General features: G+C 71.9%; 15 protein-coding genes. 10 read left to right on the plus strand and 5 right to left on the minus strand.

Annotated features, from left to right (window positions below):
* Nucleotides 1-34 precede the first annotated feature (34 nt).
* Nucleotides 35-1,480 (minus strand): zf-HC2 domain-containing protein, encoded by a 1,446-nt coding sequence (locus ACZ5SK_RS11085; RefSeq protein WP_468575831.1) that lies wholly within the window; start codon nucleotides 1,478-1,480, stop codon nucleotides 35-37.
* Nucleotides 1,477-2,067 (minus strand): sigma-70 family RNA polymerase sigma factor, encoded by a 591-nt coding sequence (locus ACZ5SK_RS11090; protein ID WP_334579036.1) that lies wholly within the window; start codon nucleotides 2,065-2,067, stop codon nucleotides 1,477-1,479. Before ACZ5SK_RS11090 ends, ACZ5SK_RS11085 begins: the two co-directional genes overlap by 4 nt.
* Nucleotides 2,068-2,398: 331 nt before the next feature.
* Here ACZ5SK_RS11090 and ACZ5SK_RS11095 point away from each other — a divergent pair, with 331 nt between their 5' ends.
* Entirely contained in the window at nucleotides 2,399-2,779 is a 381-nt protein-coding gene (locus tag ACZ5SK_RS11095) for an STAS domain-containing protein (protein ID WP_334579037.1), read from the plus strand.
* A 217-nt stretch (nucleotides 2,780-2,996) separates the two neighbouring features.
* On the plus strand, nucleotides 2,997-3,509 hold the full coding sequence (locus tag ACZ5SK_RS11100; RefSeq protein ID WP_079661579.1) for an EF-hand domain-containing protein: 513 nt from the start codon (nucleotides 2,997-2,999) through the stop codon (nucleotides 3,507-3,509).
* A 3-nt stretch (nucleotides 3,510-3,512) separates the two neighbouring features.
* Here the strand turns inward: ACZ5SK_RS11100 and ACZ5SK_RS11105 are convergent, their stop codons facing one another.
* Nucleotides 3,513-5,018, minus strand: a complete 1,506-nt coding sequence (locus ACZ5SK_RS11105) for a class I adenylate-forming enzyme family protein (protein ID WP_334579038.1) — start codon at nucleotides 5,016-5,018, stop codon at nucleotides 3,513-3,515.
* A 225-nt stretch (nucleotides 5,019-5,243) separates the two neighbouring features.
* Here ACZ5SK_RS11105 and ACZ5SK_RS11110 point away from each other — a divergent pair, with 225 nt between their 5' ends.
* From ACZ5SK_RS11110 to ACZ5SK_RS11125, 4 genes are all read left to right on the plus strand, one after another.
* Nucleotides 5,244-6,437: an amidohydrolase family protein gene (locus tag ACZ5SK_RS11110; protein ID WP_334579039.1), complete on the plus strand. Its 1,194-nt coding sequence runs from the start codon at nucleotides 5,244-5,246 to the stop codon at nucleotides 6,435-6,437.
* The gene (locus ACZ5SK_RS11115) at nucleotides 6,437-7,570 is read left to right on the plus strand and encodes an acyl-CoA dehydrogenase family protein (RefSeq protein WP_334579040.1); all 1,134 of its coding nucleotides are present in this window, start codon (nucleotides 6,437-6,439) and stop codon (nucleotides 7,568-7,570) included. Before ACZ5SK_RS11110 ends, ACZ5SK_RS11115 begins: the two co-directional genes overlap by 1 nt.
* A gap of 10 nt (nucleotides 7,571-7,580) precedes the next feature.
* On the plus strand, nucleotides 7,581-8,639 hold the full coding sequence (locus tag ACZ5SK_RS11120) for an acyl-CoA dehydrogenase family protein (protein ID WP_468575834.1): 1,059 nt from the start codon (nucleotides 7,581-7,583) through the stop codon (nucleotides 8,637-8,639).
* Between the two features lie 561 nt (nucleotides 8,640-9,200).
* On the plus strand, nucleotides 9,201-9,749 hold the full coding sequence (locus ACZ5SK_RS11125; RefSeq protein ID WP_334581284.1) for an ATP-binding protein: 549 nt from the start codon (nucleotides 9,201-9,203) through the stop codon (nucleotides 9,747-9,749).
* A 555-nt stretch (nucleotides 9,750-10,304) separates the two neighbouring features.
* Here the strand turns inward: ACZ5SK_RS11125 and ACZ5SK_RS11130 are convergent.
* Nucleotides 10,305-11,231: a cyclase family protein gene (locus tag ACZ5SK_RS11130; protein ID WP_334579042.1), complete on the minus strand. Its 927-nt coding sequence runs from the start codon at nucleotides 11,229-11,231 to the stop codon at nucleotides 10,305-10,307.
* Nucleotides 11,232-11,333: 102 nt separating this feature from the next.
* On the opposite strand from ACZ5SK_RS11130, the gene ACZ5SK_RS11135 reads away from it, so the two are divergent.
* From ACZ5SK_RS11135 to ACZ5SK_RS11150, 4 genes are all read left to right on the plus strand, one after another.
* Complete coding sequence (locus ACZ5SK_RS11135) at nucleotides 11,334-12,248, plus strand: SDR family NAD(P)-dependent oxidoreductase (protein WP_361702287.1); 915 nt, start codon at nucleotides 11,334-11,336, stop codon at nucleotides 12,246-12,248.
* A 140-nt stretch (nucleotides 12,249-12,388) separates the two neighbouring features.
* Nucleotides 12,389-13,543, plus strand: coding sequence for an acyl-CoA dehydrogenase family protein (locus tag ACZ5SK_RS11140; RefSeq protein ID WP_468575836.1), 1,155 nt, complete (start codon nucleotides 12,389-12,391; stop codon nucleotides 13,541-13,543).
* Entirely contained in the window at nucleotides 13,543-14,592 is a 1,050-nt protein-coding gene (locus ACZ5SK_RS11145) for a Zn-dependent alcohol dehydrogenase (protein WP_361702289.1), read from the plus strand. The genes ACZ5SK_RS11140 and ACZ5SK_RS11145 overlap by 1 nt, the downstream gene beginning before the upstream one ends.
* A gap of 124 nt (nucleotides 14,593-14,716) precedes the next feature.
* Nucleotides 14,717-15,496, plus strand: coding sequence for a hypothetical protein (locus ACZ5SK_RS11150; RefSeq protein WP_334579046.1), 780 nt, complete (start codon nucleotides 14,717-14,719; stop codon nucleotides 15,494-15,496).
* A 1,287-nt stretch (nucleotides 15,497-16,783) separates the two neighbouring features.
* On the opposite strand, the gene ACZ5SK_RS11155 is transcribed toward ACZ5SK_RS11150, so the two are convergent.
* Nucleotides 16,784-17,965, minus strand: coding sequence for a GlxA family transcriptional regulator (locus ACZ5SK_RS11155; RefSeq protein WP_468156321.1), 1,182 nt, complete (start codon nucleotides 17,963-17,965; stop codon nucleotides 16,784-16,786).
* Nucleotides 17,966-18,050: the final 85 nt, after the last annotated feature.

Below are 18,050 nucleotides of genomic sequence, written 5' to 3' on the forward strand. Positions count from 1 at the left end.
CCGGACGGCGTGCGTCTCCCCCCCCCGCATCCGCCTACATCCTGCTCAGCGCCGCCGCCGCGAACAGTACGTCCCTGATTGCGGCGCGGTCGCCCAACTGGCCGGCCGCCGCCTCCTCCGGGGATACGTGGCCTGCGGCCAGGCGGCAGAACTCGACGTCGTCCAGGGCCACGTGGGCCACCTCGTGGTCGGCGGAGCCGACCGCGCCGGGGGAGTCCAGGGGGATCAGCCACTGGCCGCCGCCCGAGCCCTCGATCTCCAGGCGCAGGCTGCGGCCGGGGCGGCCGGCGGGCACCAGGTGGCGGGTGTGCGAGGGGGTGGCGAGGCCGGCCCGGCGGCGGGCCGCGAGCGTCTCCGGGAGCATCCGCGCGGCGAGGTTGATCATGCCGTGTAGGTGGCGTGGGGCGGGCGGCGCGTAGGGGTAGTCGACGGCTTCCGCGATGTCCTCGGCGTGCACCCAGCACTCGAAGGCGCGGTCCAGCATCGCGTCCCGCAGGGGCAGCTCGAAGCCGCCGTACGAGACGGGCAGGGTGCCGGTGCTGGTGTCGGTCCCGGTGTCGGTGAAGGAGACCATGCGCACGAGGCCGTGGGCCTGTTCGCGCCAGGGGGTGCGCACGGAACGGGTGGGCGGGAAGTGCGAGCCCGCCCAGAACGCCTCGGTGCGGCGGGCGGGAGTGTCCAGCGGGCGGTCCACCGACCCCGCCCGCTCGCCCGTCTTCTCGACGGCCTCCAGCGGGTCGTCGAGACCCAGTGCCACCGCTACCAGCCCGTCCACGGCGAGCAGGTGGGCGATGACGCCGGCGACGGTCGTCCGGCGGTAGGTCTCGCCGTCGCCGCGGAACCAGCGCAGCCGCACGGGCGCGTGCCACTCGGCGTCCCCGAAGTCCTGGAGCAGCGCGTCGAGCCGCGCGGTCTCGGCGTCGTAGGACGCGGCCCAGGCGGGCACCGGGATACGGGGCGGGCGTCGGTCCAGGCAGCCGTCGAGGACGCGGGTGCGCAGGCCGGGATCGAGGTCGAGGCTCTCGGGGCGCTGGAGCAGGCCGACCGCCTCACGCAGTCGCCGTGCCTCGTCGGCGCAGGCTCCGCAGTCGCCGAGGTGCTCCTCGACGGCGGCCGTCTCCTCGGCCGAGCAGGCGGCCAGCGCCCATGCGCCGAGCAGGGACTTGAGCACGGGGTGTTCGAGGGTGAGCGGTGGCGGTGCCGGGGAGGCCGGCTCCTCCAGTACGGGCAACGGCAGGCCGCTGTCCTCCACGGAGGCGCGGGGGAGCGGGATGCGGGGCGTGGGTGCGGGCGCGGGGGTGCCGTCCTTGGCGTTCGTGTCCACGCTCTCCTCGTCCGTTCCCTCTGTCTTCCCCGTCTCATCGCGGGCCTTCGCGTCGCCCCTGTTCGCTCCGTTCTCCCCGTTCCTGCCGTTCTCCCCGTTCCTCCTGTCCTCCTCGTTCTCGCCGTCGTACGGCTCGAAGCCGTTCGTGCCGCTCACGCCGCACCCCCGTAGCCGGGGGGTGCGCCGGGGGACGGGGCGTCGTGGGCGGTGGAGAGGAGTTGCAGTCCGAGGCGGAGCCGGCGGCGGGCCTCGTCCTCGGTGACGCCGAGGTCGGCCGCGGTCTGGCGGTAGTCGCGGCGCTGGAAGTAGGCCAGTTCCAGGGCGGCGCGCAACGGGGCGGGCATGGCCTGGACTATGTAGTCGGCGCGGGCGGCGACGGAGGCGTGCCGCACCCTGCGCTCCAGTTCCTCGGTCGCCTCGGCGGAGCCGTGGCCGGTCTCGGCCAGTGCGGCGGTCTCGGTGGCGTGCAGTCGCTGTACGGCGAGGCGGTGGGTCAGTGCGGCGACCCAGGTGCGCAGGGGGCCCTGCTTGGGGTCGTAGGCGTCGGGGTGTTCCCAGACGTGGGCGAAGACCTCGCGGGTGATGCCGTCGGCCGCGCGTTCGTCTTCGAGCACGCGGTGGGCGAGACCGTGCACGAGTGAAGCGAAACGGTCGTAGAGCTCGCCGAGGGCGGCCGCCTCACCGCGTGCGAGTCGCTGCTGCATCTTGCGGTCCCAGCGGGGCGGTGCGTCCCTCTTCGCCATGCGGCCCCCTCACCCATGCCCAGGCACGTGCTCGTGTCGTCGGCCGTGCCTGTGTCCAGCCTGCGTCCACCGTCACCTCGAATGTAGTCGGCACGTCCGGTTATGCACGCCCCTTTGTTTCAATGTGCGCCCCCTGTCCGTGAGTGCCTGGTATGGGCCGCGCCTACCCGACAGTTAAGGATCGAACCGGACTGGATATGACGGAAACAAGCCTCCTTCCTTTGGTTTCTGTTTTTCCTTCGGTGTTTCGGGGCACGGCCGCTGGGCAGCCGCGCTGCAAGGAAGCGAAGGGACAGCTTCCGTTTACAGCGAGCTACAGCGAACGAAGGGCGTGGTGGTGGCCTTCAAAGTGACCGGCGGCGAGCAGGGCGGATGGGCCGTGCTCCATGTGTCGGGCGAGCTGGACCTGGTGACGTCGCCGGTGCTGCGGCAGCGGGTGCACGACGAGGTGGCCGAGGGCCGCCACAGTCTCGTCCTGGACCTCTCCGAGGTGTACTTCTGCGACTCCAGCGGCGTCGGCGTGCTCATCGCGTCCCGCCGTCTCATCCGCTCCTGCCGGGGACGGCTGCGCCTGATCCTCCCCGCGCGGGGCGCGGCCGAGGACTCGCACGTCAACCGGGTCCTGGGCGCGCTGGGCGTCCGCCGCCTCTTCGACGTCTACGGGGACCTCGCCGACGCCGTGGACGACGGGACGGAACCGCTCTCGGCGTAGCGGGAACCCGCTCGGCGTAGCCGCAACCGTGCCATGCGCAGCCGGAACCCGCTCACCGGGGACCGGCGAGAGTCCGGGGTCCGCTCTGCCACACCCGCGTACCGGAACTCCCCCGGTCTGGGTACAGACGTCGCCTTCCCGCTGTCGGGGCGTCGCCGGCGTCGTACGCTCCTGCCGGAAGTATCCCCACGTGATGACGTAAGGCGGCCGACAAGACATGGTCAGCAGTGAGTACGAACGCAGGATCGCCGCCCGGTTCGCCACCTTCGACCAGGACGGCAACGGCTACATCGACCGGGCGGACTTCGGTGCGGCGGCCAAGGCGCTGCTCGCCGAGTTCGACGTCGCGGCCCGCTCCGACAAGGGACAGGCCCTGTATGCCGGCGCCGAGGCGTTCTGGCAGGGCATGGCCGGCATCGCCGACCGGGACGGCGACCAGCGCATCACCCGGGAGGAGTTCGTGAACGGCGCGGTCAAGCGCCTGCGCGACAACCCGGAGCGGTTCGCCGAGATCGCCCGCCCCTTCCTGCACGCGGCCCTGGACATCGCCGACGCCGACAGCGACGGCCGGGCCACGGTCGCGGACACCGTACGGGTCCTCAAGGCCCTCGGCGCTCCCGACGAGGTCGCCCGCGGGGCCGCCGCGGTTCTCGACGCCGACGCGGACGGCAAGGTCGGCGAGGCGGAGATCGTGCCCGCGTTCGCCCGCTACTTCACCGTCCCCGAGTGACACTCACCCGGAGAAGCGCTCCCGCAGCTTGTACTTGAGCACCTTCCTGAGCGTGTCGTTGCGCGGAAGGGCGTCCACCACCTCCAGCCGCTCCGGCAGCTTGTGCACGGACAGTCCGGCCGCGCGCAGATAGGAGGCGACCGCCTCCAGAGTCAGCGGCTCCCCGGCGTCCGCCGCCCGCTCCACCACCGCGCACACCAGTTCCCCGCGCTCCGTGTCCGGCAGGCCGATCACCGCCACGTCCCCGACGGCCGGGTGGGCGGCGAGGAGGTCCTCGATCTCCTTGGCCGACACGTTCTCCCCCTTGCGGATGATGACGTCCTTCAGCCGCCCGGTGAGGACCAGGTGACCGCTGTCGGTCACGTGCCCCAGGTCGCCGGTGCGCAGGAACCCGTCCGCGTCGAAGGCCTCGGCGGTCTGGGCGGGGTCGAGATAGCCCCGGCACACGGCCTCCCCGCGCAGCCGCACCTCCCCGCCCTCCGCGATCCGTATCTCCATGCCCTCGGGCGGCCGTCCCTCCGTCGTCGCGAGGTTCTGCGCGGTGTCGTCCGGCGCGCCCATGGTGATCATCGGCACCTCGGTCATCCCGTACCCGTGCGTGAGCTGCACGCCCATCTCGCGCACGACGGCGTGGTACACCTCCGGCGGCTTGGGCGCGCCGCCGCCCGCGAGCAGCCGCAGGGTGGGAATCACCGGTACCCCCGGCTGCTTGCGCTGCTCGGCGAGGAACATCGAGTAGAACGCCGTCGACCCGCCCGCGACCGTCACCCCGTGCCGTCGGTAGCCCTCCAGCGCGTCCGGCAGCGCGAAGTGCTCGAACATCACCGCCGGGAAGCCGTACAGCAGCAGCATGACGGTGTAGTCGGGGCCGGCGATGTGGGCGTACGGGAACGCCATGGAGCCGACGTCGTCCGCCGACAGGTGCAGCGCGTGCGCGAGACACGATCCGCCCGCGATCAGCGAACGGTCGGTGTGCAGCACGCCCTTGGGGTCGGAGGTGGTGCCCGAGGTCCAGTAGATCCAGCGCACCGAGACGCCGTCGGCGGGCGGGGCGGGGAGGACCGCAGGATCCCCTTCGGGGAGGTCGTCGTACGCCTCGAAGACGCCCTTCGCGCCGAGCCGTCGCGCCATCTCGGTGTGGTCGAAGCCCCGCCACACGCCCGGCACCGCGAAGAACTCCGCCTTCGACTCGCGCAGCGCGAAGCCGACCTCGCGGTCGCGGTAGAAGGGGATGACGGGTGACTGCACGGCCCCGAGGCGGGCCAGGGCGAAGGACAGGACGGCCGTTTCGAGGCGGGTGGGCAGCTGCCAGGCGACGACCGTGCCGGGGCGGACGCCCAGGTCGTGCAGTCCGGCCGCCGTCCGCTCGGCACGCGCGCGTAGCTCGCCGAAGGTGAGCGCGCGGTCGTCCTGGAGGAGGACCTGGCGGTCGGGGGTGAGGTCGGCGCGGCGGGCGAGGAGCTCCCAGAGGGTGCGGGACGCGCTCAGCGCGCGGGCGGTGTCGGTCACGGCGGCCCCCTAAAGCTGACGGCCTGTCAGATCGTGGGCAGAGCGTAGAGCCCGGTGCCTTGCTGGTCCAGGGGGGTCGCACTAGCCTTCTTGGTACACCGAATCTGACGGTCCATCAGATACGTCCATCAGATACATCCGACCGATACGTCCATCAGATACACCCGATCGATACGTCCATCGGATGTGAGTGGATTCATGAGTGGATTCATGAGTGGGGGTCCCATGACCGAACTGCCCCGCATCATCAGCGTCGACGACCACGTGATCGAGCCAGCGCACCTCTTCGCGACCTGGCTGCCGCGCAGGTACCGGGACCGGGGGCCGCAGCCCCTCACCGCCGGGATCGGCGAGCTCGCCTACGTCGCCGGGAAGTACCAGATCACGATGGACCCGGACGGTCAGCCCACCGACTGGTGGATCTACGAGGACCTGAAGTTCCCGTACAAGCGCAACATCGCCGCCGTCGGCTTCGACCGCGACGAGATGACGCTGGAGGGCATCACCCGCGAGGAGATGCGGCGCGGCTGCTGGGATCCGAAGGCACGCCTGGCCGACATGGACCTCAACCACGTCGAGGCCTCCCTCTGCTTCCCGTCCTTCCCGCGCTTCTGCGGGCAGACGTTCGCCGAGGCCCACGACAAGGAGGTCGCGCTGGCCTGCGTGCGCGCCTACAACGACTGGATGGTCGAGGAGTGGTGCGGGGGCAGCGGCGGTCGGCTGATCCCGCTGTGCCTGATCCCGCTGTGGGACGTCGGGCTGGCGGTCGCGGAGATCCGGCGCAACGCCGAGCGGGGGGTGCGCGCGGTGACGTTCTCGGAGATCCCCAGCCATCTGGGGCTGCCGTCCATTCACTCCGGGTACTGGGACCCGTTCTTCGCGGTGTGCGAGGAGACGGGCACGGTCGTCAACATGCACATCGGTTCGTCGTCGCAGATGCCGGCCGCCTCACCGGACGCCCCCCCGGCCGTCCAGGCGTCCCTGTCCTTCAACAACGCCATGGCCTCGATGATGGACTACCTCTTCAGCGGGGTCCTGGTCCGCTTCCCGCGCCTCAAACTCGCCTACTCCGAGGGCCAGATGGGTTGGATCCCGTACGCCCTGGAGCGCGCCGACGACGTCTGGGAGGAGCACCGCGCGTGGGGCGGGGTCCGCGACCTCATCCCCGAGCCGCCGTCCACGTACTACTACCGGCAGATCTTCTGCTGCTTCTTCCGCGACAAGCACGGCGTCGCCTCGCTGGACGTCGTGGGGCGCGACAACGCGACCTTCGAGACCGACTACCCGCACGTCGACTCGACCTTCCCGCACACCAAGGAGGTCGCCCTCGACCACGTCAAGGGCCTCGACGACGAGACGGTCTACAAGCTGATGCGGGGCAACGCGATCCGCATGCTGGACCTGGACCTCGACAGCTGATGGACCTCTCGGACAGCCCCGAGGACGCGGAGTTCCGGGCCCGGCTGCGGGACTGGCTCGGCAAGGCGCTGCCGACGCTCCCGCCGAAGCCGTCCCCGGACGACTGGCCCGGCCGCCGCGCCTACGACCTCGGCTGGCAGCGCAGGCTGTACGAGGCGGGATACGCCGACGTCCACTGGGACGCCTCCCCGACCGTCCGGCTGATCTTCCTGGAGGAGACGGAGAAGGCGGGCGCACCCTATGTGGGGGCGGGGTTCGTCGGACTCCTGCACGCCGGGCCGACCATCGCCGCCGAGGGGACGGCCGGGCAGCGCGCGCGCTGGCTGCCGCCGATCCTGCGCGGCGAGGAGGTGTGGTGCCAGGGCTTCAGCGAGCCCGACGCCGGCTCCGACCTCGCGGCGTTGCGCACGCGCGCGTGGCGCGACGGCGACGACTACGTGGTGAGCGGCTCCAAGATCTGGACCTCGCACGCGGAAGTCGCCGACTGGTGCGAGCTGTTGGTCCGCACCGACCCGGGCGCGCCGAAGCACAAGGGCATCACCTGGCTGGCGATGCCCATGGACGCGCCCGGCATCACGGTGCGGCCACTGCGCACCCTCGCCGGGTCCGCCGAGTTCGCCGAGGTGTTCCTCGACGAGGTGCGGGTGCCGGGGGCCAACAGGGTGGGCGAGGAGAACGACGGCTGGCGGGTGACGATGGTGACGCTGTCCTTCGAGCGCGGCACCGCCTTCGTCGGCGAGGTCGTCGCCTGCCGCCGGGTGCTGGGCGAACTCGCCCGCGAGGCACGGAGCAACGGCCGCTGGGACGATCCCGCGCTACGGCGGCGGCTGGGCCGCCTCAACGCCGAGTTCAGGGCGCTGTGGCGGCTGACGCAGTGGAACGTGAGCGAGGCGCAGGCCACGGGGGGCCTGCCGGGCGTCGGGGGTTCGGTTTTCAAACTGAGGTACTCGCAGGCGCGCCAGGACCTGTACGACACCGCGGCCGACGTCCTGGGCGACGCCTGTCTCGACCTCGACCACCCCTGGGTCGGCGACCGGCTCTCCTCGCTGTCGTACACCATCGCGGCCGGCACCTCGCAGATCCAGCGCAACATCGTGGCCGAACGGATCCTGGGGCTGCCGAAGGGGCGGTGAACTCTCTGCCATGCGTTTCCAACTGACGGAAGATCAGCGAGCGCTGCGGGACGGCGTACGGGGGCTGCTTGCGCGCCGCTTCGACCGTACGGCGCTGCGGGCCGCCGTGGACCGGCCGGGGCGGCTGGACCGGGCGCTGTGGCGGGAGCTGGGGGCGGCCGGGTTCTTCGCACTGCGGCTGCCCGAGGCGGACGGCGGGGTCGGACTGGGCCTCCCCGAAGCGGTGTTGGCGTTCGAGGAGGCGGGCCGAGCCCTGCTCCCCGGCCCGCTGATCGCCACCCACCTCGCGGCAGGACACGTGCCCGGCGCGGCCGAGGGGGAGGCAGTCGTCGCGGCGGTGGACGGCGGCGGGATGGTGGAGTGGCTGACGGAGGCGGACGTCGTCCTTGCGGGTGGCGGGGGTGGCGGGGGTGGCGGGGGTGGCGGGGGTGGCGGGGGCAGCGGGGGTGCTGGGGACGCCGGGGGAGTCGGGGGAGCCCGGGGAGCCGGCGACTTCAAGGATCTTGAGAGCCTCACGGGTCTCACGGGCCTCAAGGGCCTCAAGGGCGTGAAGGACGTCGAGGGGGCCGTGCGGGTGCGGTCGGTGGACCCGCTGACGCCGCTGCACCGGGTCAAGGCGGGCGGCGCGGGTGCATCGGTCGCCGTGGACCCCGTCGCCGTCCTCCTCACCGCCGCGGAGCAGGTCGGCACGGCCACGCGCGCGTGCGAGCTGGCCGTGCAACACGCCCGGGCGCGTGAGCAGTTCGGACAGCCGATCGGGGCCTTCCAGGCGGTCAAGCATCTGTGCGCGGAGCTGCTGGTGCGGGTCGAGGTGGCCCGCGCGGCGCTCTACGCGGCCGCCGTCACCGCCGACCCGGCCGACATCGCGGCGGCCCGACTCCTCGCCGACGAGGCCGCCGTGCGCGGTGCGCGCGACTGCCTCCAGGTGCACGGCGGCATGGGTTTCACCTGGGAGTCGGACGTACATCTGCTGCTCAAGCGGGCCTGGGTGCGCACCCGACGTGCGGGATCCGCTACGGAGAGTGAGGAACTGCTCGCGGATGACCTGCTGTCAGGGGTGGGTCGTTGACCGCGTACGACGCCTGCTGCCTGCGGTGACGGCCGGGGGGCCGGTCGGACGGTCGTACGGATGTCGCGGATTGTGGCATACCGGAATCACGGAGCGTTGATATCGGGTTGTGTCCGATGCGTGACCCGTCACGGCCCGGAGTCGGAGCGTCGCTCCGGTACCTTCTGTGGGATGCGAGTGGTTCCGAGCATGAGCCATGCCGGCGGTGCCCCTGGGGCGGTGCCGGATTCGGCGGTGCGCGCCGCCACTTGCTGGGCGGACGGGCAATTGGCCCCCGCCTGTTCGACTCCCCGCGACGAGCGTCGCACAGTATGCCGCACGGGTACTCCTTCGCGCTGGAATATGCCCGAAGCGCTTGTTGAGGTGACTGTACGTCAACCAAGCTGTCTCGTAAGGGATTCACGTTCCGTCACCCTGCCTCTGGCTGTTGTTCTGGCCATGCAGAAAATGGCTACGATCGTGGCCCCCGTCGTCATGGTGCTCACGCGGCTCGCGTGGCTTGCGTGGCGCACGGCCATGTGTCCGCCGGTTCGGATGGTGTGAGCGGTGCAGGTGCTTAAGGTGCAGCTGGAGATCCGGCCCGACCCCGCCGAGGTGGGGCGCGCCCGGAGGTGGGCCCGTTCGCGTCTTGTCGGGTCCGGGATAGGGGACGAGGAGCCGCTCGCCGAGACGCTGATCCTGCTCGTCTCCGAACTGGTCACCAACGCCGTGGTGCACACCGGCTGTCCGGCCGTGCTGCGGCTGTCCCTGCCGTCCGTGTCGGAGGGCGAGGCGGCCGACGACCCGGCCGAACCGTCCATCGTCCGCCTGGAGGTGGCCGACACCAGCGACCGGGCCCCCGTGCCCCGGTGTGCCGGTGACGACGCGACCGGCGGCCGCGGCCTGGCCCTCGTGGACGGCCTGGCGGACCGCTGGGGGTGGAGCGTCGAGGGCGCGGGCAAGCGGATCTGGTGCGAACTGGACCGCTGCGCCGGGTCCGACGAGGCCGCGGTGGGCCACGGGGCCGCGGTGGGCCACGGGAACGCGGTGGGCCACGGGGACGCGACGGAGTGCGGGAGCGCGGCCGGCCAGGAGTCGGCCTGCGAAGGGTTCGCCTTCGAGGTGGTCTGAGCGGCCCGGGTGTTCCTCGGGGTCCTCCCTCCTGATGGGCGCACGGCGCGGGAGGTTCGGCAGGTTGTGGAGCACGGGCGCAGAAAGCGCTGTCGGCCTTGGCGGTCATGGGTCGGTGCGCCTGGTTGTGCTTCCGTGCGCGGTCATCGCAAATGGGGCGTAAGTAATAAATCTCCGTTCGGGTGTTGACGTGACGTGTCCGTTTGATCACGCTTGTGGTCAGCGATTCGCCGTGAGGGGACGACGAGGGCTTCGGTGACGGAGGCCCTCGCCGAGTGTGGGTCGCGATTCGGCGTCGGTTCCCTCAGGGCCGAGGGGAGTCGATGGGGCCCCCGCTCGAGGGAAGCCGAGAGTGGGGGGTACGCCGAGTCGGATGGCGGTGCGCGGTGCCGTGCTCGGGGCGGGCAGCTGCGCGCCGCCAGCCGACGTTGTACGTGGATGTCGGGGACTGTGAGGGTCGGGGGTCCGGGGGACGGGGTTCGCGGGTCGGGGGTTGAGGGTTCGAGTGCTCGTGGCGTGGCGTGGCGTTCGCGGCGTTCGTGGCGTTTGTGGTGTTCAGAGAACGGCTACCGGGGCCACCGGAGTTCCCGTCCCGCCGACGAACGGCTCGGGCATGGCCGACAGCAGGAACGCGTACCGGCCGGTTTGTCCACAGGCTGTGGACAACTCTTCGAGATTCCAGTTCTGGCCCTGCAGCATCCCCATCTCCACGAGGTGGAGCGCGTGCACGGGCAGCCACAGATCGTCGATCTCGGGCGGGAAGATCTCGAAGGTCAGGGTGTCGTTGGCGACGGCGGCCACATCGCGCGCGTGGAACCACTCCGGGGTGCGGACCGACAACCCCGGCGAGGGGAAGCCGTACCCCTGCTTGTCGCCGGCCAGATAGACCTGGACCTGCCCGGTCCGTACGAGCACGATGTCGCCCGCACGCACGCGCGTGCCGCCCAGTTCCTCGGCCGCCTCCAGGTCCTCCGGGGTGACCGCGTGCCCGCCCGCCAGCCGGTCGACGCCACGCGCGCGTGCCACGTCGAGCAGCACCCCGCGCGAGACGACGTGCCGCGCCTTGTCGATGCCGCTGAACTCGGCCCCGCCGTGCGCGGTGACGGTGGTGGCAGGACGGCCGTTGTAGAGCTTCCCCGAGTGCGAGACGTGCGTCAGCGCGTCCCAGTGGGTGCCCGCCTGAAGGCCCATCGTCACGGCGTCGTCCGAGCACGCCACCGTGCCCGGCCCGAAGATCTCCTGGTTGATCTGCACCATGGCGTGCAGGGGGTTGACCCGGCCCGGGATCAGCCCGCTCTGCACGCCGTCCTCCCGCAGGGGCAGCGCGAGCGGGACGCGGCGGCCGGTGCGGACCTCGGCGACGGCCGCGCGGACGACGTCGTCGGTGACGAGGTTCAGCGTGCCGATCTCGTCGTCGGCCCCCCAGCGCCCCCAGTTGTTGACGCGCTTCGCGATGTCGTGGAACTCGACCGGCAGTGTCATTCCATGCCTCCCCGGGGCTTGTCCCCGACCGACTGACGGGTCAACCTGTACCTCGCAACCCAAATCTAACGGTCCGTCAGAAACTGTGGGAGGGGGCCGGGCGTGGGGAACTTCTTGGCCGGCAAGGTCGTCGCCGTCACGGGGGCAGGGCGTGGCATCGGACGGGCGGTGGCGCTCGCGGCGGCAACGCAGGGCGCGCGGGTCGTCGTCAACGACTACGGCGTGGGTGTGGACGGTGCCGCGCCCACGAGCGAGGTCGCCGAGTCAGTCGTCAAGGAGATCGAGGCGGCGGGCGGCGAGGCGGTCGCCGTCGCCGACGACATCTCGACGATGGCGGGCGGACAGCGGGTCGTCGACACCGCGCTGACGTCGTACGGGCGGCTCGACGGGGTCGTGTGCGTGGCCGGGATCCTGCGCGAGCGGATGCTGTTCAACATGTCCGAGGAGGAGTGGGACCCGGTCGTCGCCACCCATCTGAAGGGCACGTTCACCGTGTTCCGGGCGGCGTCGGCGGTGATGCGGGGGCAGCGCGCGGGCACGTTGATCGGGTTCACCAGCGGCAACCACCAGGGCTCGGTGTCCCAGGCCAACTACAGCGCGGCCAAGGGCGGGATCATCTCGCTCGTACGGAGCGCCGCGCTCGGCCTGCACCGGTACGGGGTGACCGCGAACGCGGTCGCTCCGGTCGCGCGGACGCGGATGTCCGCGGGGGTGCCCATGGAGTTGACGGAGATCGGGGAGCCGGAGGACGTGGCCGCGTTCGTGGTGTACCTGCTGTCGGACCGGGCTCGGGACGCGGGCGTGACGGGGCAGGTCTACACGGTGGCCGGGCCGAAGATCGCGGTGTGGGCGCAGCCGCGGGAACTGCGTGCGGCGTATGCGGAGGGGGCGTGGTCGCCGGAGCGGATCGCGGAGGTGCTGCCGGGGACCGTCGGGGTCGATCCGATGCCGATGCTGGAGCGGTTGGAGGAGATGGCCCGGGCCGCGCGGGAGGGGAGCCGGCCGAACGCCCAGTAGCTCGGGGAATGTGCCGTCCGGCGACTGCGGGCCGGTCGCGACTGGTCGCGGCTGGTCGCGCCCACGCGGCGGAGCCGCACATCGGTACAGTCCCGCGCCCCTGGGGTGATCGTCGCGACCAGCGCCGAGAGGAGAGCTCCGTGAACTTTGGATTCACCGCCGAGGACGAGGCGTTCCGTGCCGAAGCGCGTGCCTGGCTCAAGGCGAGCACCCCGCCCGCGGGCGACCGGCGCTCCTGGGAACGCACCCTCGGTGCGGCCGGATGGATCGGCCTCGGGTGGGGGGAAGGCGGGTACGGGAATCGCAGCGGGAGTCTTACGCATCAGGTCGCCTGGGCCGAGGAGTACGCCCGCTCGGGGGCCCCGCCCCGCTCCGGGCACATCGGGGAGAACCTGCTCGCGCCGACCCTCCTCGCGCACGGCACGGCGGAGCAGAAGGCGCGCTTCCTGCCGCCCATCGCCGCCGGCGCCGAGCTGTGGTGCCAGGGGTACAGCGAGCCGGGCGCCGGGTCGGACCTCGCCGGAGTCCGTACGAAAGCCGAACTCGCCCCCGACGGGCGGTCGTATCGCGTCACCGGGCAGAAGATCTGGACCTCGCTCGCCCATGAGGCCGACTGGTGCTTCGTGCTGGCGCGGACCGACCCGGAGTCCACCCGTCATCGCGGGCTGAGTTTCCTTCTCGTGCCCATGGACCAGCCGGGGCGGATCGAGGTGCGGCCCATTCGGCAGCTGACCGGGACCAGCGAGTTCAACGAGGTCTTCTTCGAGGGGGCGCACGCGCGCGTGGAACACGTCGTGGGCGCGCAGGGCGACGGCTGGCGGGTCGCGATGGGTCTCCTCGGCTTCGAGCGCGGGGTGTCGACCCTCGCCCAGCAGATCGGCTTCGCCGAGGAGTTGGGGCGGGTGGTGCGTACGGCCGTCGAGACGGGTGCGGCCGACGACCCCGTCGTACGCGATCGGCTGGTGCGGCTGTGGGCCGAGCTGCGCACCATGCGGTGGAACGCGTTGCGGACGCTGGGGGGCTCCGGCGGGCCGGGCGCGCCGAGCGTGGCCAAGCTGCTGTGGGCGGGCTGGCATCAGCGGCTGGGGGAGGTGGCGGTGCAGGTACGGGGGGCGGCGGCGGGCGTCGGACCGGTGGACTGGTCGCCGTCCTCGCCGTACGAACTCGACGACGAGCAGTACCTGTTCCTGTTCTCCCGGGCCGACACGATCTACGGCGGCTCGGACCAGATCCAGCGCACGATCATCGCCGAGCGGGTGCTCGGCCTGCCCAGAGAGCGCAAGGGGGTCGTCTGATGCGAGGCGTGGTGTTCGACGGGAAGCGGGCCGAGGTCGTCGACGATCTTCAGGTGCGGGATCCGGGGCCGGGCGAGGTGCTGGTCGCGATCTCGGCGGCGGGGCTGTGCCACAGCGACCTGTCGGTCGTCGACGGGACGATTCCCTTCCCTGCTCCCGTCGTCCTCGGGCATGAGGGCGCGGGCGTGGTGGAGACGGTCGGCGCGGGCGTCATACATGTCGTCCCCGGGGACCATGTCGCGCTGTCCACGCTCGCCAACTGCGGTGCCTGCGCGGAGTGCGACCGCGGTCGGCCGACCATGTGCCGACAGGCCATCGGACGCCCGCAGAAGCCGTTCACGCGCGCGGGGAGTCCGGTGTACCAGTTCGCGGCCAACTCCGCGTTCGCCGAGCGGACCGTCGTCAAGGCCGTGCAGGCGGTGCGCATCCCCAAGGACATCCCGCTGACGTCGGCCGCGCTCATCGGATGCGGGGTGCTGACCGGCGTCGGAGCCGTGCTCAACCGCGCGCGGGTGGGGCACGGGGAGAGCGTCGTCGTCATCGGGACGGGCGGGATCGGGCTCAACGTGCTGCAGGGGGCGCGGATCGCGGGGGCGCTGCGGATCGTCGCGGTGGACTCCAATCCGGCGAAGGAGGCGGTCGCGCGGCAGTTCGGGGCGACCGACTTCCTGACGTCTGCGGCGGGCGTGCGGGATCTGCTGCCGACGGGTGCGGACCATGTCTTCGAGTGCGTCGGACGGGTCGAGCTGATCCGGGCTGCGATCGACCTGCTCGACCGGCGCGGGCAGGCGGTGCTGCTCGGGGTGCCGCCCGCGACCGCCGAGGCGTCCTTCCTCGTCTCCTCGCTGTTCCTGGACAAGTCGATCCTGGGCTGCCGCTACGGTGCCTCACGGCCCCAGCGGGACGTGGCCCTCTACGCCGAGCTGTACCGCGAGGGCCGACTGCTGCTCGACGAACTCGTGACGCAGACCTATCCGGTCGAGGACTTCGAGAAGGCGGCGGCGGACGCGGAGGCGGGGCGGGTGGCGCGGGGGGTGCTGACGTTCTGACGTTCTGGCGTTCTGGCGTTCGGACGGCTGTCCCGTTCGACCGTCCGTCCGGGTGGACCCTGACGAGTCATCAGGGTCGGTTCAGGGGTGCGGCAGGGGAGTCACTGATAGCGGGTGGCCGGTCATGGCCAGCACACTGTTGATCATGTCGAACACTGCCGATGGTCCCCGCCCGTCTCTCGCCCGCCGCGTCGCGGTCACCCTCGCCGGCGCCGCTGCCCTGGCAGGTCTTGCGGGCGTGTACACGCCGAGTCCTGCGTACGCCGAGCCGAGTGCCGCCGCGGCCCCGTCCGCGGTCGATTTCAGCGACTGCCCGGCCCTCCCCACCGGGGTCGACCCCGCCCGCTGGAGATGTGAAGTGCACACTGCGGCACCGAAGTTGACGATGGGCAAGATCAGCGTGACTCTCGCTCCGATCACCATGACGCATGCCGAGGGGCCCATGCCGGACGGTAGCGATGGGCAAGTTTGGGGTGCGATGCACGGTGCAGCGACCGCCGTTCCAGGCGGACTGACAGGCAGTGCGGCCGGTGAGCACTCGCGGCAGCCTCGATTGGCGATCAAGCCGGAGTACGGTGGCCGATCCGACTTCTATACCGGGCAGTTCAGCCTGCGCTTCCGGCTGCTGAGCCCGCTGCTGCCACCGGGATGCATCATCGGGGCGAGCGCGCCGGTCGACTTTCAGCTGAAGCGGTCGGGCCCTTCGCAGTGGGTCTCACAGGATCCGCCGGTGATCAAGTTCTCGGCGTACGATGACGCCTTCGTCGCCCCCGCCGCTGAAGGCTGCGGGCTGCTGACAGTGCCACTCAACCGGCGGCTCGGCCTGCCGGCGTCGAGCGAGAATCTGATGGCGTACGACGCGACCTACACCTTCCGGATGTACGACCAGCTGCCGACGCTCTGATGGGCGGCGCAGGCGGGTAACGGTCTTCGAAGGACAAGAGGCCGTCGCGCCGGTACTCGCCCCGGCGGGGTTGTCCACAGGGTCGGGAAACCCGTGGGCCGTGTCAGGGATACCGCCTACGGTCGGTTCATGAGTTACCGCGATGTCGTCTCCCGACAGGTGTTGATCTGGGCCTGTACCGCCGTCGGCGCTCGTATGCCGGTTGCCATGGCCCCGTTGGCCCTGGTGTTCCTGGTGCGCGAGCGGTCCGGCGGCTACTCGCTGGGCGCGATGCTCGCGGCGGCGTATGTCATCGGCGAGATCGTGGGCGCTCCGGTTCTCGGGATGCGGCTGCGGCATGAGCGGGCCCGGGTTCATCTGGCCGTCGGGCTTGGGTGCGGGGCCGTCGGGTTCGCGGGACTGGGGGGCTTACCGGGCGCGCATCCCGCTGTTCTCGGTGGGTTCGCGCTCGTGGCCGGGGCCGCTCCGGCCGCCGCCACCGGCGGGCTGCGCACGCTGCTCACCGCGTTGGTCCCGGAGCGGTCGGCGGCGCAGGCGCTGTCGGTCGAGTCGATGCTGACGGCCGGTGTGTGGGCCGCCTCGCCGGCTGCGGTCGCCGGGCTGGCCCTCGGCGTCGCGCCGCGCGTCCCGTTGCTGCTGGCCGCCGCCCTGATGGCGTCGTCGGTCGCGGGCCTGTGGTTTCTGCCGGCCGCCTGGGGTGCGGACCACACCGGCGGTGGCGGGGCGCGACTGCGGGTGCTGGCCGGGGCCTGGCCGGTGTATGTCACGGGCGCGGCGAGTCTGACCCTGCTCGGGCTGGCCGAGCTTGTCCTGCCGGCGTTGCTTGAACAGCGGGGGGTGGGGGTGGGCTGGTCCGGGCCCTTGCTGACCGGGATGGCGGTGGGCGGGGGGCTCGGCGGGTTCGTCTACGGGCTGCGGACGTGGCCGGGGCTGCTGCGCACCCGCAGTGTGGTGCTGATGGCGGGGACGTCGGTCTGTGTGACCCTCGCCGCGTTGATACCGGGCGCGGTCGGGATCGCGGCGGCGCTGGCCGTGGGCGGCACGCTCCAGACGGGCGCGATGCTCACCCGCAACCTCTCCCTGCGCGAGGCCCTGCCGCCGGGTGCCCTGGCCGCGGGCTACTCCGTCATGTACGCGGCGGCGGGGGCGGGTTACGCGGCGACGGGGTCGCTTGCCGGCGCCCTGCTCCAGGTGGTGGCGCCGTCGACCGCGATCCTGGCCGGGGTGGTTCTGACCCTGGCGCTGACCGCGCTCGGCTGGTGGGGCGAGACACGGCACGCCGACCGTTCAGCGCAGGGTGCCGATCCCGCCGCGGCCTTCGCCGCCCCCGCCGCCTCCGCCGGTTCTGCCGCTCCCGCCGGTTCCGACGGCTCGGCCGCTTCTGCTGCTGCCGTTTCCGCTGGGTCCGCTGGGTCCGCTGGGTCCGCTGGTTCCGTTGCTCCAGTTGCGCCCGGTCGTGCCGACTCCCGGGCCGTCGACTCCGGTTCGGAAGGTGCGGCGGTACGTGGTCGGAGTGACCCCGAGGGCCGCCTGTAGGTGCTGGCGCATCGACTGGGCGGTGCCGAAACCGGCGTCCCGGGCGATCTGGTCGACGGACAGGTCGCTGGACTCCAGCAGGTGCCGGGCCCGTTCGACGCGCTGCTGGGTGAGCCACTGGCCGGGGCTGATCCCGACCTCTTCGCGGAAGCGGCGCGTGAAGGTCCGCACGGACATGGCCTCCTGTTCGGCCATGTCGCGCAGCTGGATCGGCTCATGGAGGCGGCCCAGCGCCCACGCGCGGGCGGCGGTCGTGGTCGCCGTCTGCGGATCGGGCACGGGGCGCTCGATGTACTGCGCCTGGCCGCCGTCGCGGTACGGCGGTACGACCGTACGGCGGGCGACGTCGTTGGCGACGGCGGTGCCGTGGTCGCGGCGCACCATGTGCAGGCACAGGTCGATGCCGGCGGCGACGCCGGCGGAGGTGAGGACGTCGCCGTCGTCGATGAACAGGACGTCCGGGTCGACGTCGATCTGCGGGAAGAGCTGCTGGAGGCGGTCGGAGTCGGCCCAGTGCGTGGTGGCGGGGCGGCCGTCGAGGAAGCCGGCGGCGGCCAGGACGTACACGCCGGTGCAGATGGAGGCGAGGCGGGTGCCGGGCCGGATGTGGGCGAGGGCGGCGGCGAGGTCGTCGGTCAGCACGCCCTCCTCGAAGACCGGGCCGAGTTCGTAGCTGGCCGGGACGATCACGGTGTCGGCGGCGGCCAGGGTCTCGGGGCCGTTCGCGACCATGATCGCGAAGTCGGCGTCCGTCTCGACGGGTCCCGGTGGCCGGATGGAGCAGGTGACGACCTCGTACAGGTGCCGTCCCTCGGCGTCCTTGGGACGGCCGAAGATGCGGTGCGGGATGCCCAGCTCGAAGGGGAGGAGGCCGTCGAGGGCGAGGACGACGACGCGGTGGGGGCGGAAGCCGTGCTCCGTGGGACGACGCATGGCCCGATCCTAGCGAATGCTGTCGCTCGGGCCACTCGTTGGGAGAAGACGGACATCGGATGCTGTGTGACGTGACCCAGACAGC

Source organism: Streptomyces sp. NPDC031474 (assembly GCF_055581185.1).